The sequence below is a fragment of the Olsenella porci genome (assembly GCF_009695875.1).
GTDB lineage: Bacteria > Actinomycetota > Coriobacteriia > Coriobacteriales > Atopobiaceae > Olsenella_H > Olsenella_H porci.
On record NZ_VUNC01000005.1, the window covers coordinates 54155 to 66748 of the forward strand.

The following is a 12594-nucleotide window of genomic DNA, read 5'->3' on the forward strand; positions in this document are numbered from 1 at the left end:
GCCACCCGCATTGTCCTACAACAGGAGGTCACCCAGCTCCCCCAGGTCGTCATCTGCTCCCCCACGCCGGCGGTCGGGGACCTGCTGCCGCTCGCGCGACCTCCCCAACAGCCAGGCGGCAAGTTCCGCATGGCCCGAGGCGGACGCGACCGAGAGCCCCATGCGGTCAAGGGAGGGGGAGAGGAACGATGGCCACTCCGCCACCTCGCGCATCTGGCCGAGCATCCCGTTCTGGCACAGGTAGCGCACGAGCATCGCCGCCTGGGACGATGGGATGCCCGCGAGGTGCGGAACCATCGCCGCGACCACCTGCGGGTTACGGAACAGCCAGGTGCCGTCGCGAAGCTGGTCCGCCACGAGCGAGGGCGCCAGCTCGCACACCACCGCCAGGACCGCGTCGCACACGCCTGCCCTGAGGAAGAGTCCCAGCGCCTGGGTCACGCGCCCCTCTCCCCCGGCACCTCCTTCCCTCCACCGCTCTCCCATGCGTCGCGCAAGGGAGAGGCACGCCTCCGCCTCCCCGGGACGAGACGCGGCGGAATCGAGCGTCACCGCGTTGGCGCACGCGAGGGCGGCCCGCAGCAGGTCCGCGTAGGTGAGGGGATCGAACAGCCCGTCGGCAGCGAGCCTGGCCACGAGCTCGCAGGTTGCGGCGACGTCCGTGGAGGTGGAGAACGACCCGCCGCACAGCTGCTCGTTGCCCACAAAGGGCTCGAAGGGCTCGCTCGAGACGGACCGCGCGAAGGCGTCGCGCATTATTCCCGCGCTGCCCCGCGTGAGGTCGAGACGCGAGAGGGAGCGCGCGCCCTCCTCACCAGCCGGCAGGTTGGGCGGTGCCTGGAGCAGGTCCACCCCATGGGCGAGAAGCACGCGGGCAACGTCCTCCCGCGCCGTCCTCAGGGCGAGCGCAAGCGCCCAGCCGGCATAGGGGATGGGCGCGAGGGCGTCCCAGGCGCACGAGACGAGCGACCCCGTACCATAGACGCAGGAGCGCTCGAGCAGGTCGATGACCTCGCGCGACGAGAGGCGGTCCCTTTGGCCGGACAGCATTGACAGCGCCACCATGGCGCGCATCGCGTCACCCGAGACGATGGCCCCGCGGGTCACCACCAGGAGCCCGGCCACGTTGTCTGCCCCGTGGGGGAGCCGCACGAACGGCACGCCCGTCCCTCTCCCCTAGTCGAGGTCCCTGAAGTGGAAGTGGCTGCGCCCCTCGGCGTAGTCGCCCACCACCTGGCCGGAACCATGGAGCTCGTACTTGTAGGTGACCAGTCCGTCCAGCCCCACCGGACCGCGCGCGTGCAGCTTGCCCGTGGAGATGCCGACCTCGGCGCCAAAGCCGTAGCGGAAGCCGTCGGCAAAGCGGGTCGAGGCGTTCTGATACACGCCGGCGGAGTCCACCAGGCGCATGAAGCGCTTGGCAGCCGCGTCGTCGTCGGTCACGATGGCGTCTGTGTGGTGAGACCCGTGGCGGTTGATGTGGTCGATCGCCTGGTCGATGTTGTCCACGACCTTGGCCGAGATGATGGGGGCAAGGTACTCGGTGTCCCAGTCGTCCTCGGTGGCGGGCTCGCAGCCCACCAGGTCGCGCACCGCCTTGTCGCCGCGCAGGGTCACTCCCGCCTCGCGGTACGCCTCCGCCATGGGCGGAAGGAACTTCGCCGCGACGTCGCGGTGGACGAGCAGGGTCTCGGCGGCGTTGCAGGCGGCGGTGTACTGGGTCTTGGCGTCCAGGCAGATGCGCACCGCCATCGGGACCTCGGCAGCCTTGTCCACATACACGTGGCAGATGCCGTCCGCGTGGCCCATGACGGGAATCTTGGTGTTGTCCATGATGTAGCGCACGAAGGCGTTGGACCCGCGCGGGATCAGCAGGTCAACGTAGCCGTAGCAGCCCAGCAGCTCGTCGACCTCGCGGTGTGCCTCGGCCAGGTACAGACAGGCGTCGGGAAGGCCGGCGGAGAGGGCCGCGGCACGGATGACCTCGAACATCTCCCGGTTGGTGTTGAGCGTCTCTGACCCGCCCTTGAGCATGGCGCAGTTGCCGCTCTTGATGCAGAGCGTGGAGATCTGGACCATGGCGTCAGGACGCGCCTCGAAGATCACTCCGATCACCCCGATGGGGCAGGTCACGCGGCTGAGCACCAGACCCTGGTCCAGCTCGCGGCGCAGCAGCACGCGGCCAACGGGGTCGGGCAGCGAGACCAGGCTGTCAATGCCGGCACACACGTCGGCAAGCTTGTGCTCGTCAAACAGCAGGCGCTTGCGAACCGCCGGGGCCACGTTCGCCTCGTCCGCCGCCGCAAGGTCCTTGGCGTTGGCGGCAAAGATTCGCTCCTTGCTCTCCTGCAGCGCCTGCTTGATGCGCAGGAGGGCGTCGTTGCGCACCTGCAGGCTGACCGAGGCCATCTCGGGGCTCTCGAGCTTCATGTGACGTGCGACGTCTCGGATGTCTGGCATCTCTCCCCCTCTTTTCGCTTTCACGCAAGTATAGGGGCTGGGGGAGACGAGCGGGGACGAGGCGTGGCGCCCGTCCCCCCGCCCGCAGGGGGGACGGGCCGCCTGTCGCAACGGTAGCGGTGGGTGGCCCAGGATTCGCTAGGCATGCTCGCGAAGGCAGCAGGAGGCCAGGTGGTCGTTCACCACGCCCGTGGTCTGCAGGTACGAGTAGGCGTTGGCGGGGCCAAAGTACTTGAAGCCCCGGCGCTTCATGTCCAGCGCCAGCTCGTCCGATGTGTCCGTACGCACCGGTATGTCACGGAGGGCCTGGGGGCAGCGGTCAATCACCTCTCCGCCCGCAAAGCCCCAGAGGTAGTTGGCAAAGCTTCCCCTCTCCTCCTGCACGCGCAGAAACGCCTGGGCGTTGCCGATCATGGCGCGGGCCTTCCACCGGTTGCGGATCACGCCCGGCATGCCCAGCACGAAGTCGACGTCGTTCTCGGTCCAGGTGGCCAGGACGTTGGGATCGAAGCCGGCGTAGGCGCGGCGGAGCTCGCACCACCGGCTCACCGCAAGCGACCAGCTGAGCCCGCTGCGCTGGGTCTCGATGCACATGAGCTCAAAGAGCTTCCCATCATCGTGCGTGGGGTGCCCCCATACCTCGTCGTGGAAGTTGGTCATGGCGCTTCCGCGCCCCTCCCACCTGCAGCGGCCATGCGGCTCTGACATTCCGGCTCCCTCCCTTGTGGCTTACCCGTAAGCCAACCGTAGGCGAGCGCGGGAGTCGGCGGGCGAACCCGCAAAGTTTCGCCGCAGAAGGGATGCGTCCGAGTTGCGTGCAGGTTGCATGGCAACGCTCTGAACTGGGACTATGCGGCGCGCGTTTTGCGGTTCGCGCACGGCCAGGGGGAGAGGTCCCGGCAATCGGGGCTGAAACCTCTCCCCTTGGTCCCTGGGACCATCCCCCTGGTGCACCCAGCGGGCACCCGGGGTTCAGCTGACACGCGAACCTGCTGAAGCCAGCGAGGTCAGAGGGGATACGGACGTGACCATCTCCCGTGAGGCATGCCCCCATCCCAGTAGCTCCGGACCCATGGCAGCAGGAGCCCGATACGAGCACTTCTCAGAGCTGGCCTTGGTCAAAGAGAGGGCACCGTCCGACGATTTCCCAGATAGACGACGTGACCGGACTCACACTGCTATCCCGAAGTGGCAGCAGACGCCTTACGTGAGCACTCACGCGAGGCATCTGCTGATAAAGTTCAACCTATCATGTTGCTAGGCGCCAGAGCGCGAGGGCGACAACGCCCGCGTCCCCGCATCATCGCGCAAACCCAACATCCCCTTGGGACGGACCTACCTACTCCCCCGCGGGATTCTTGGGAAGCGTCCCGTCCTGCTGCGCGCGGCGAATCGCCATCTCCAGGTTGGCGAGCATCGGTGCGGCCTCCCCTCCCGGCAGCGGGGTATCGGGCAGGCTCTCGCCACGATAGCTGTTGTCAAACAGCACGCTGAGCATGTCGGGCAACGGGCTCTCGTAGCCGTCGTCCTCGTGCTCGTAACCCTGGACGTCGTACCCCGAGGCCTCGAGCGCAAACGCGATGACCGACAGGTCCACCCCGGCGTCCTTGGCTAGCTCGGGGATGGTCGACTCCGCCGGAAGCTCCTCGAACCCCAGCTCGACCAGCGTCTGGCGCAGGTCCTCGTTCTCCTCCAGCAGCTCTTCCAGCGGCTTTGCCAGGTCGAGCGTCCTCTTCTCCGCCATGGTCCTCCCCCTCAACAAAGTGTCAACTGCGATAGCTTACCCCAGGGACGCTGGCACGAGTCGCAAGCCAGCCCCACCAAAGCCAAGGAGAGAAGCGCTCACGCCAGCCGCCGGGCTCGCCCCACGGGCAGGAAGCCGCTCTCGTCCGCTAAGCCGTCGCGGGAAACCCGAGCTACACCCCTCAAAGCCACAGGCTGCCGGCGATGAGCAGCTGGGCCACGTAGTAGGTGGAGAGGCTCACGACGCGGCGCCCCGTCGTGCTCCCGCCGCCAAAGGAGTTGATCGCAAGCAGCGTGTCCGACACCGCGAACAGCATCCCGCCCAGCGCGAACGCCAGACGCGACGGGGACGGCTGGGAGAGGAACCCGACGATCGCGAAGGAAGCGACGCACACGACCGCACCCAGGTAGGCCACCCCGCTCGCGCGCCTGGTGCCGCGCAGGCGAATCCGCGGGCCCAGCACTGCAAAGACCACGGCGACGGCCACTGCGGCAAGCAGGAGCGGGATGCCGGGCATCGGGCAGGGAGGTACGAGCGCCCCCAGGTAGGCGACGTGCCCGAGGAAGAAGCTCACGGCACCCGACATGAAGAGGTGCGTGGCAACGCGCTTGACCGGCTGGACAAACCGGAGCGCGTGCAGGACGTCCCCCACCGCACCACAGGCAAGTCCCAGGCAAACGAGGGACGACGCCACGGATGCCCCGCCCGCCTGGCCCCCTTTGAGCGCACCCCACAGACCCAGGAGCGCGAAGGCGAGAGACGCGAGCCCCTTGAGAACAGCGGCGAGGCCATAGCGGCGCGAGCGGTCGCACTGGATAAACGCCGTCTGCAACACGATGCCGATGAGCGCGAGCGAGAGGGATGGGGACATGGCTCCTCCGGGCTTTGCCTGGTGTCGGGAGGACGTTCCTCCCCAGCAGATGGTACCCGCGCACATCAAGCCAGCACTCAAGCCACCTGCCACGCGGTACCGCCACTCACGCGGACGGAGGAGCGGGAGCATCCCTCTCCCCTGACTCCTGCTGCGTGCCGAGATCGGCAACGTCCCCCGCCGCGCGGGACACGAGCAGGCCCTCATCCCGCACTCCGGCAAGGCCTCCAAAGTGTGCTATCGAGGCGTCATGAATGGCAATGGCTTCACGCGTGGCGAAACGATGCGCCCCACTCACTTGGCGAGCTCTCGAAAGACGTCGGCGTACTCGTCCATGAAGTCAACCGCCACGTCGACGACGTCTCCCTCGGCGGCCCGCGTCGCCGGCTGGATGATCACCCAGGGCTTGTTGTTTTTGAGAACCGTGACGGGGCGGCCTGTACGGTTCACCTCCGCCGTAACCTTCGAGAAATTGTTCTTGACCTCGGCGAGGCCCATCGTGATCGCGGCCATGGTCCCTCCGTCCCAGCAGACTTCTCTGGACATTATTATGACCATTTTTATGGACATGAGATATTCGATGCTTGGCAACGTCACAGCCGCGGCGTTGAGGACAAAGACTGACTAGCGCATGGTAGGATTTGGGCCGTGGGGCACCGGAGGCCGCCCGGGTTATTTGCCGGGGCAAGGAGCGGATGAGGCGAGTCTCGGCAAGTTACCGTCATTGGTGGCAACAGGGGGCGGCTCGACGAGACCTCGAGTCGCCCCCCTGTCAAACCAAAGGTTGGTATCTAAATGCCGGCACCCATGCGACTCTCACGCGGGTACCTCCAGACTCGCAACCTTGCCTAGAAGCCGCCGGCTGCCTTCTTGGCCTCGTCGGCCTTGGCCTGTGCCTCCTGAGCTGCCTTGTCGGCAGCATCAGACGCCGCCTTGGCCTCGTCGTAGACCTTCTGCGCCTTGTCGAGACTCGACTTGGCGGTGTCGAAGGCGGACTGGGCTGTGGTCAGCGCAGTGGCCTTGGACTGCGCGTCCTTGACGGCCGTGTCGTAGGCGGACTGGGCGTCGGTCACGGCAGTCGCCTTGGACTGCGCGTCCTTGACGGCCGCGTCGTAGGCGGACTGGGCGTCGGTCACGGCAGTCGCCTTTGCCTTGGAATCGGAGGCGGCCTTGTCGTAGGCAGACTGAGCAGTCGAGAGGTTCGTCTTGGCGGTGGCCAGCGTGGCATTCGAAGCGTCGAGCTCGGACTTAGCCGAGTCGTAGGCCGCCTGCGCATTGTCAAGCGCGGTCTTCAGGGACGGGTCCACCGTGGCGGCCTTGCTTGCCTCGGCCTTGTCGACCAGGTCACGGAAGTAGTCCGTGGTGCCGGTGACGTCGCCATCGACGGCGTCGGTGTGTCCGGCCGCGGCCTCCGCGGTGCCGTAGCGGGGGTGGCTCGTGCTGTAGCCCATGCCGATGTACTTGGCCACAGGGCTGGTCAGGCTCGTCCAGTGACCGTACTCACTAGGATTGCCATAGGCAGCCGTGACGTATGCGTCGATGGAACCGAAGTAATTCTTGTAGAACGCTATGACGGAGGGCTCGCTGGACCAGTCAATGGACGCGAGGTCCTTCTTGTACTCGTCAGTCGCGGGCTTGTACTTGCCGTCTGCGACCTTGTAGCCGTTGTTGGCGTAGGCCTCGGCGTCCTTCTTGAAGGTGTCGCGCTCGGAGAGCCAGGCGTCGACGGCGTCGTAGCCCTTGCCGTTGACGTAGTTGGCGTAGCCCCACGCGAGGTCCTTGAACCACGCCTTCCCCCAGAAGTTCGTGTGGTACGAGAGGGTGCCGTCGTCCACGAGGTCGCACTCGAGCATCTGGCCGGCCATCTCGTAGCCGCTCACGGTCAGGGCGTCGAGGCCGTGCGTGGTGCGGTACTGGTTGAGGTGGTCGATCAGGTCGAGGGCGGCGAGGAAGTTGTCGTAGGTCATGTTCGACCCGTTGGCCTTGTTGGTGATGCTCTCGTCGTTGAGGCTGTAGTAGGTCTTAGCGGCCCACTCCGAGTACTTGCCGTTCGAGATGGAGTCGAGGAGCTGCGCGACATCCTCGGAATTCGGCTTAGTTGCGTCGTCGTAGACCTTCTGCGCTGCGTCGAGGGTATCCTTGGCAGACTGGACGGCGTTGGACTTCGCCTTGGCATCGGCAGCGGCATTGTCGGCCGCAGACTGAGCCTGGTCGAGCTTGGACTTGGCGTCCTTGGACGCCTGGTCAGCAGTGGACTTGTCGGACGCAGCCTTGTCGAGCTTGGACTTTGAGCTGATAACCGTCTGGTCGGCAACGGCCTTGTCGGACGCAGCCTTGTCAAGCTTGGACTTGGCGTCAGTAACGGCATGATCGGCCGCGTCCTTGGCAGACTGCGCCTCGTCGAGCTTGGTCTTTGCATTCGTGGCATTGGACTGGGCGACATCGAGGGAGGCCTTGGCCTGAGCCGTGGCGGCGTCCTTGGCCTTGGCGTCCGCCTTGGCGGCATCGGCCGCCTTCTGGGCCTCCTCGGCCTTCTTCTGTGCCTCGGTGCGCGCGACATTCACGGTGACGCGCACGGCGTCGGTCGACCCATCGGGATAGGTGACCGTTACGGTACCGGACACAGCGCCCTCACTGGAGGTGTCGGGCGCCTTTGCCCATGAGAAGGTCGTTCCCTCGGGCAGCTCCGAGGCGTTGGCGATGGCGGACCTAGCATCGACCGAGAACCTGAGCGCGACGTTGAGGTTAGCCGGTTTGGGGTCATAGGCATCCGCGAGCGGTCCGCGCTGGGCATCCTTGTCGACGCCGTACCAGCCAATCCCCTCGTAGTTCCAACCGACCCTCACGAGGTAGTCGCTCTCGGCCTTGCTCGTGGTGTAGTTGTGCGCACCGGCCTTCGCGTTTGGGTTGTACTGGCGGTACAGGGGGACGGCCTTGGAGTCGGAGCTGTACCAGCCGATGCCCTCGTCCCTCCAGCCGACCTTGACGAGAGCGTCGTGCTCGCCCCTGCTCATGGTGTAGTGGTGGTCGCCCGCGTTGGGGTTGTAGAGCCGGTAGACCGGGGTGTTCGAGCTCTTCGGCGCGGTCCAGCCGGTGCCTTCGGACCTCCAGCCGACCCTCACGAGGTGGTCGCGCTCGCCGCCGCTCGCAGTGTAGAAGTGCTCCCCGCTGTTGGGGTTGTAGAGCCTGTACATCGGCTCGGTCTCCACCGAGTCCTTCGCCAAAGCCGCCGTCGGTCCAACGCCGACGACACCGAACCCAAGGCCTGCCGCGACCGCAACAACGGCTGCCATGCTCCCGAACTGGCGCATGCGCCCTCCTTCCCACGATGGCCAACCCGACTCGGCCCATCTTCAGGAAACAGGATATGGGAGTGCGATGCTCGTCAGCAAACGAATCCGCAAGCGGCGTATGGGCTAGCAGTTGGACTCTGGGCTTGGGAGCACGGCCCGTAAACCCAACGTCACGCCCCTGCAAGAGCATTGGCAAGAGCTCTCGTAGCGCCTTGCGTTGTCCCAGATGGGGGTACTCTTAGGGTAATTTGGAAATCAACCCTGGGCGTGAGTTTTCACGGGGTCTCTCTTGACACACGTGTAAGTAAGTTTCACGTGAGTGTTTTGCCGCTCTGAGCGCGAACGCAACAAACAAGGGTGAAGAGGCTTGCCGCTAGCCATGTCACCCTGCCAATCGAACGAGCGCCGCAGCCACCGAAGTGGTGCGGCGCTCGCGCCATGGCAGGTTCAGGGGTTCGCGCCCCCCGAAGTCGCTTGGCAATCCTTACTGGCGGTAGTACTCCAGGAAGTCGCCGATCTTGCGGATGGCCTCGCTCAGCACGCTCACGCGCGGCAGGTACACGATGCGGAAGTGGTCTGGCTTGTCCCAGTTGAAGCCCGTCCCCTGCACGATGAGGACCTTCTTCTCCCTTAGGAGATCGAGGGCAAACTGCATGTCGTCGGTGATGTTGAACTTGTCGACGTCGAGCTTGGGGAAGCAATAGAACGCCGCATGCGGCTTGACGCAGCTGATGCCGTCGATCTTTGCGAGCTCGTCCATGACGCAGTCGCGCTGGTCGAACACGCGCCCGCCGGGGACCAGATAGTCCTTGACCGACTGGTGGCCCCACAGCGCCGTCTGCACCACGGACTGGGCGGGCACATTGGAGCACAGGCGCATGTTGGACAGCATGTTGATGCCCAGCATGTAGTCCTTGGCGATGCGCTTGTTGCCCGAGCACACCATCCAGCCGATGCGATAGCCGGCGATCATGTGCGACTTGGACAGGCCGCTGAACGTGACGCAGAACAGGTCGGGGGCAAGCGACGCGATGCTCGTGTGCTCCAGCCCGTCCATGATCAGGCGGTCGTAGATCTCGTCCGAGAAGATGATCAGCTGGTTCTCGCGAGCCACCTGCACGATCTCCTCGAGCACCTCGCGGGAGTACACCGCACCCGTGGGGTTGTTGGGGTTGATGATCACGATGGCCTTGGTGTTGGGAGTGATCTTTTTGCGGATGTCGTCGACGTCGGGGAACCAGTTGGCCTCCTCGTCGCAGCGGTAGTGGACCGCCTTGCCGCCCGCCAGCGTTGCGCACGCCGTCCACAGTGGGTAGTCGGGCATGGGGATCAGGATCTCGTCTCCGGTGTCCAGGAGTGCCTGCATGCACAGGTTGATGAGCTCGCTCACGCCGTTGCCCGTGTAAATGTCGTCCATGGTGACGTTGGGCAGACCTCGCAGCTGCGAGTACTGCATGATCGCCTTGCGCGCGCTGAACAGGCCGCGGCTTGCCGAGTAGCCCTCGCACTCGGTGAGCTGGCTCGCCATGTCCTGCACCACCTCGTCGGGCGTGCGGAAGTCAAACGTGGCGGGGTTGCCGATGTTGAGCTTGAGGACCTGGGTGCCAGCCGCCTCCATGCGGTTGGCCTCGTCCACCACGGGACCGCGGACGTCGTACAGGACGTTGTCGAGCTTGCTGGACTTCTTGAACTCGCGCATGGCGCTTCCCTTCGGCTGTTGCCTTGACTCGTCGTCTCTCACCCTTGAGGGGCCGTCTGCGGTGGGTGCCGCCCCCTCGTCGTCCGTCTGCCCCGCCAGCCACTCCGGACTGGTCCCCAGTGCGTGGGCGAGAAAGGCGAGCATCTCGCGCCGGGGCATGGTCTTGGCGCTCAGGTACTGGCTGAGCTGGCTCTTGCCCAGCTTGTGGCCCTGCTCGCCGGCAATGCGCAGGAGGTCGACCTGCTTGAGGCCCCTCTGCTCCATCAGACGCGAGAGCCGGCTGGCAAAGGCCGCCGTGCGCTGGTCCTCCTGGGCTTCCCTCAGTTCCACGTGGCCTCCAAGTTCAATTTTGGGGTGTAAGAGTTCAATTTATGAACCTCCATCCCGCTTGAATTGAACTGAGGGTAGCACCAAGGTGAGCGTTGGCAAGCGAGAAGTTCATTTTCACCCAATTGGAACGGCGGACGGCTGGCAGGTGGCGCTTCTCTCCCCCGGCATGAGAACGCCCCGGACGCGACGAGGCGCCCGAGGCGTTGAGTTTGGTGTCGGCAACCAGCGATGGGTTTGAGGAAGGGCGATCCCGGCCGTATCACCAGTGCGAGCAGGCTGGGTGGCGCGAGAGACGACCCCCCTACATCGCCGCGCGGAAGATGTTGACCACGTCGTCCTTGTCGAGCGGGACGTAGGCGTTGATGGTGCGGCGGGCGGCCTTCTCGGCCATGACCTCAAAGTGCTCGTCGCTGGTGATGCCCACCGCGCGGAGGTTGGCAGGGAGCCCCATGGTCTTGAAGAAGAACTCGGAGGTCTTGGCGATGGCGTCGTGCGCGATGGACCAGTCGTCGCTGCCCACGAGCCCCCACACGTTGCGGCCGTAGGTGGCAAAGGCGGAGACGGTCTTGACGCTGAGGACGTAGTCCATCCAGACCGGCGTGAGGATGGCCAGTCCCTCGCCGTGGGTGATGTCGTAGAAGGCCGAGAGCTCGTGCTCCATGGGGTGCACGCACCAGGGGTCGGCGCTGCCCTCGGAGACCAGGCCGTTGATCGCATGGCTGGCCGCCCACATGAGGTTGGCGCGCGCCTCGTAGTTGTCAGGCTCGGCAAGGGCGATGGGCCCGTTCTTGATCATCGTGCGCAGCAGGGCCTCGCAGAAGCGCAGCTGCACGTCGGCACCCTGCTCCTTGGTGAAGTAGTTCTCGAAGGTGTGGCTCATCATGTCGGCCGTGCCAGCCGCGGTCTGCCTGCGCGACACCGAGAAGGTGTAGGTGGGGTCGAGGACGGACATCGTGGGCTTAAGGCACTCGGCCGCCGTACCCCACTTCTCGTTCTTGGTCATGTCAGAGATGACCGCAGCGGAGTCCATCTCGGAGCCCGTGGCCGAGAGCGTGAGCACCGAGTAGATGGGGAGGGCGTCCTTGATCTTGGTGCGGTCGAGTACCAGGTCCCAGGCATCGCCGTCGTACTTGGCACCAGCTGCCACGACCTTGGCGCAGTCGATGGTGGAGCCACCGCCGATGGCAAGGACCATGTCGATCCCCTCGGACTTGCACATCTCGACCCCGCGGCGGACCGTCTGGATGCGCGGGTTGGGCTCCACGCCGGAAAGCTCGCTCACCTGCACGCCGGCCTCCCCCAGAATGCGCAGGGCCTCGTCGTAGATGCCGTTGCGCTTGATGGAGCCACCGCCGTACACCAGGAGCGCCTTGGTGCCGCTCTGCCTGAGCTCGGACAGGTGCGAGATCTGGCCCTTGCCAAAGTGGATGGTGGTGGGAATGGAGAACGTGAAGTTGCGCATGCAAGTCCCCTTTCTGGTGTGACGCTTTCAACAGTGCGCCGTCACCAGAATTGTAGGACGCTCCCGGGAAGGCCGTGCGCCGAGAGGGCGAGGCGAGACGAGCCGGCAACCTCGCGGCGTGGGCGCGTCGGCGGGTGGCGGGGCGTGCCTCTGCCGACGGGACGGGCAACCAGCGGATGCCCCGGCTACTCTCGCCAGCCCTTGCAGACGTCGACCCATCCCAGCGAGTTCGCAACCTGGGGCAGGTGGTCTATGGTCACGTCCACGCCCGTGTTCTCGGAGCCCGCCGCGGGACGCACGAAGTCGTAGCGTTGGAGCGAGACGTCCAGGTAGCTTTGCACGCCCTCGCGCACGTTAAAGGGACAGACGCCTCCCATGGGGTGGCCGACGCGCTCCTCCAGCTCGTCCGGCTTGATGAACGTGGGCTTGACGCCAAACTGGCGCTTGAACGCGGAGTTCCACACCTTTGCGTCTCCGGCGCACAGCACCAGCACTGGGGTGCCCTTCACGTCGAAGGCCATGGTCTTGCCGATCTGGCCGGGCTCTAGCCCCGAGGCGTCAGCCGCCTGCTGAACCGTCGCCGTGGGGACGTCGTAGGTGATGATCTTGTCGTCCAGCCCAAAGCGGGCCAAGTACTCCCTCGTCGACTCGGCTGACACGGGCCGCTCCTCTCACTCGCACTGCCCTGCAGAGGGTAGCACGAGGCGAGAGGGGCGGCCCGACTTTGCCCCAAGG

The 12594-nt window shown here is 65.6% G+C and carries 10 protein-coding genes; all 10 read right to left on the reverse strand.

The features are described from left to right. Window positions 1-15: 15 nt before the first annotated feature. A complete protein-coding gene (locus tag FYJ68_RS06930) occupies window positions 16-1161 on the reverse strand; it encodes a hypothetical protein (RefSeq protein WP_154435382.1) in 1146 nt (381 codons plus the stop codon). 15 nt (window positions 1162-1176) lie between these two features. After that, the gene (locus FYJ68_RS06935) at window positions 1177-2571 is read right to left on the reverse strand and encodes a glutamate-5-semialdehyde dehydrogenase (protein WP_154435384.1); all 1395 of its coding nucleotides are present in this window, start codon (window positions 2569-2571) and stop codon (window positions 1177-1179) included. Window positions 2572-2598: 27 nt separating this feature from the next. After that, a complete protein-coding gene (locus tag FYJ68_RS06940; protein ID WP_154435386.1) occupies window positions 2599-3168 on the reverse strand; it encodes a DNA-3-methyladenine glycosylase I in 570 nt (189 codons plus the stop codon). A gap of 631 nt (window positions 3169-3799) precedes the next feature. Beyond that, entirely contained in the window at window positions 3800-4204 is a 405-nt protein-coding gene (locus FYJ68_RS06945) for a hypothetical protein (RefSeq protein ID WP_154435387.1), read from the reverse strand. 181 nt (window positions 4205-4385) lie between these two features. Then, window positions 4386-5075, reverse strand: coding sequence for a lysoplasmalogenase (locus tag FYJ68_RS06950; protein ID WP_195837750.1), 690 nt, complete (start codon window positions 5073-5075; stop codon window positions 4386-4388). A 294-nt stretch (window positions 5076-5369) separates the two neighbouring features. Further along, the gene (locus tag FYJ68_RS06955) at window positions 5370-5588 is read right to left on the reverse strand and encodes a type II toxin-antitoxin system prevent-host-death family antitoxin (protein ID WP_154435391.1); all 219 of its coding nucleotides are present in this window, start codon (window positions 5586-5588) and stop codon (window positions 5370-5372) included. 335 nt (window positions 5589-5923) lie between these two features. Continuing rightward, the gene (locus tag FYJ68_RS06960; RefSeq protein ID WP_154435393.1) at window positions 5924-8386 is read right to left on the reverse strand and encodes a Rib/alpha-like domain-containing protein; all 2463 of its coding nucleotides are present in this window, start codon (window positions 8384-8386) and stop codon (window positions 5924-5926) included. A 466-nt stretch (window positions 8387-8852) separates the two neighbouring features. Then, window positions 8853-10331, reverse strand: coding sequence for an aminotransferase class I/II-fold pyridoxal phosphate-dependent enzyme (locus FYJ68_RS06965; protein WP_154435618.1), 1479 nt, complete (start codon window positions 10329-10331; stop codon window positions 8853-8855). A 367-nt stretch (window positions 10332-10698) separates the two neighbouring features. Next, a complete protein-coding gene (locus FYJ68_RS06970; RefSeq protein WP_154435395.1) occupies window positions 10699-11859 on the reverse strand; it encodes an iron-containing alcohol dehydrogenase in 1161 nt (386 codons plus the stop codon). 185 nt (window positions 11860-12044) lie between these two features. After that, the gene (locus FYJ68_RS06975; protein WP_326832260.1) at window positions 12045-12518 is read right to left on the reverse strand and encodes a YbaK/EbsC family protein; all 474 of its coding nucleotides are present in this window, start codon (window positions 12516-12518) and stop codon (window positions 12045-12047) included. Between the last annotated feature and the right edge of the window lie 76 nt (window positions 12519-12594).

Coding starts and splice junctions, on each gene's coding strand:
- FYJ68_RS06940 (WP_154435386.1), bottom strand. CDS start 3,168: ATGTCAGAGCCGCATGGCCGCTGCAGGTGGGAGGGGCGCGGAAGCGCC.
- FYJ68_RS06945 (WP_154435387.1), bottom strand. CDS start 4,204: ATGGCGGAGAAGAGGACGCTCGACCTGGCAAAGCCGCTGGAAGAGCTG.
- FYJ68_RS06950 (WP_195837750.1), bottom strand. CDS start 5,075: ATGTCCCCATCCCTCTCGCTCGCGCTCATCGGCATCGTGTTGCAGACG.
- FYJ68_RS06955 (WP_154435391.1), bottom strand. CDS start 5,588: ATGGCCGCGATCACGATGGGCCTCGCCGAGGTCAAGAACAATTTCTCG.
- FYJ68_RS06960 (WP_154435393.1), bottom strand. CDS start 8,386: ATGCGCCAGTTCGGGAGCATGGCAGCCGTTGTTGCGGTCGCGGCAGGC.
- FYJ68_RS06965 (WP_154435618.1), bottom strand. CDS start 10,331: ATGGAGCAGAGGGGCCTCAAGCAGGTCGACCTCCTGCGCATTGCCGGC.
- FYJ68_RS06970 (WP_154435395.1), bottom strand. CDS start 11,859: ATGCGCAACTTCACGTTCTCCATTCCCACCACCATCCACTTTGGCAAG.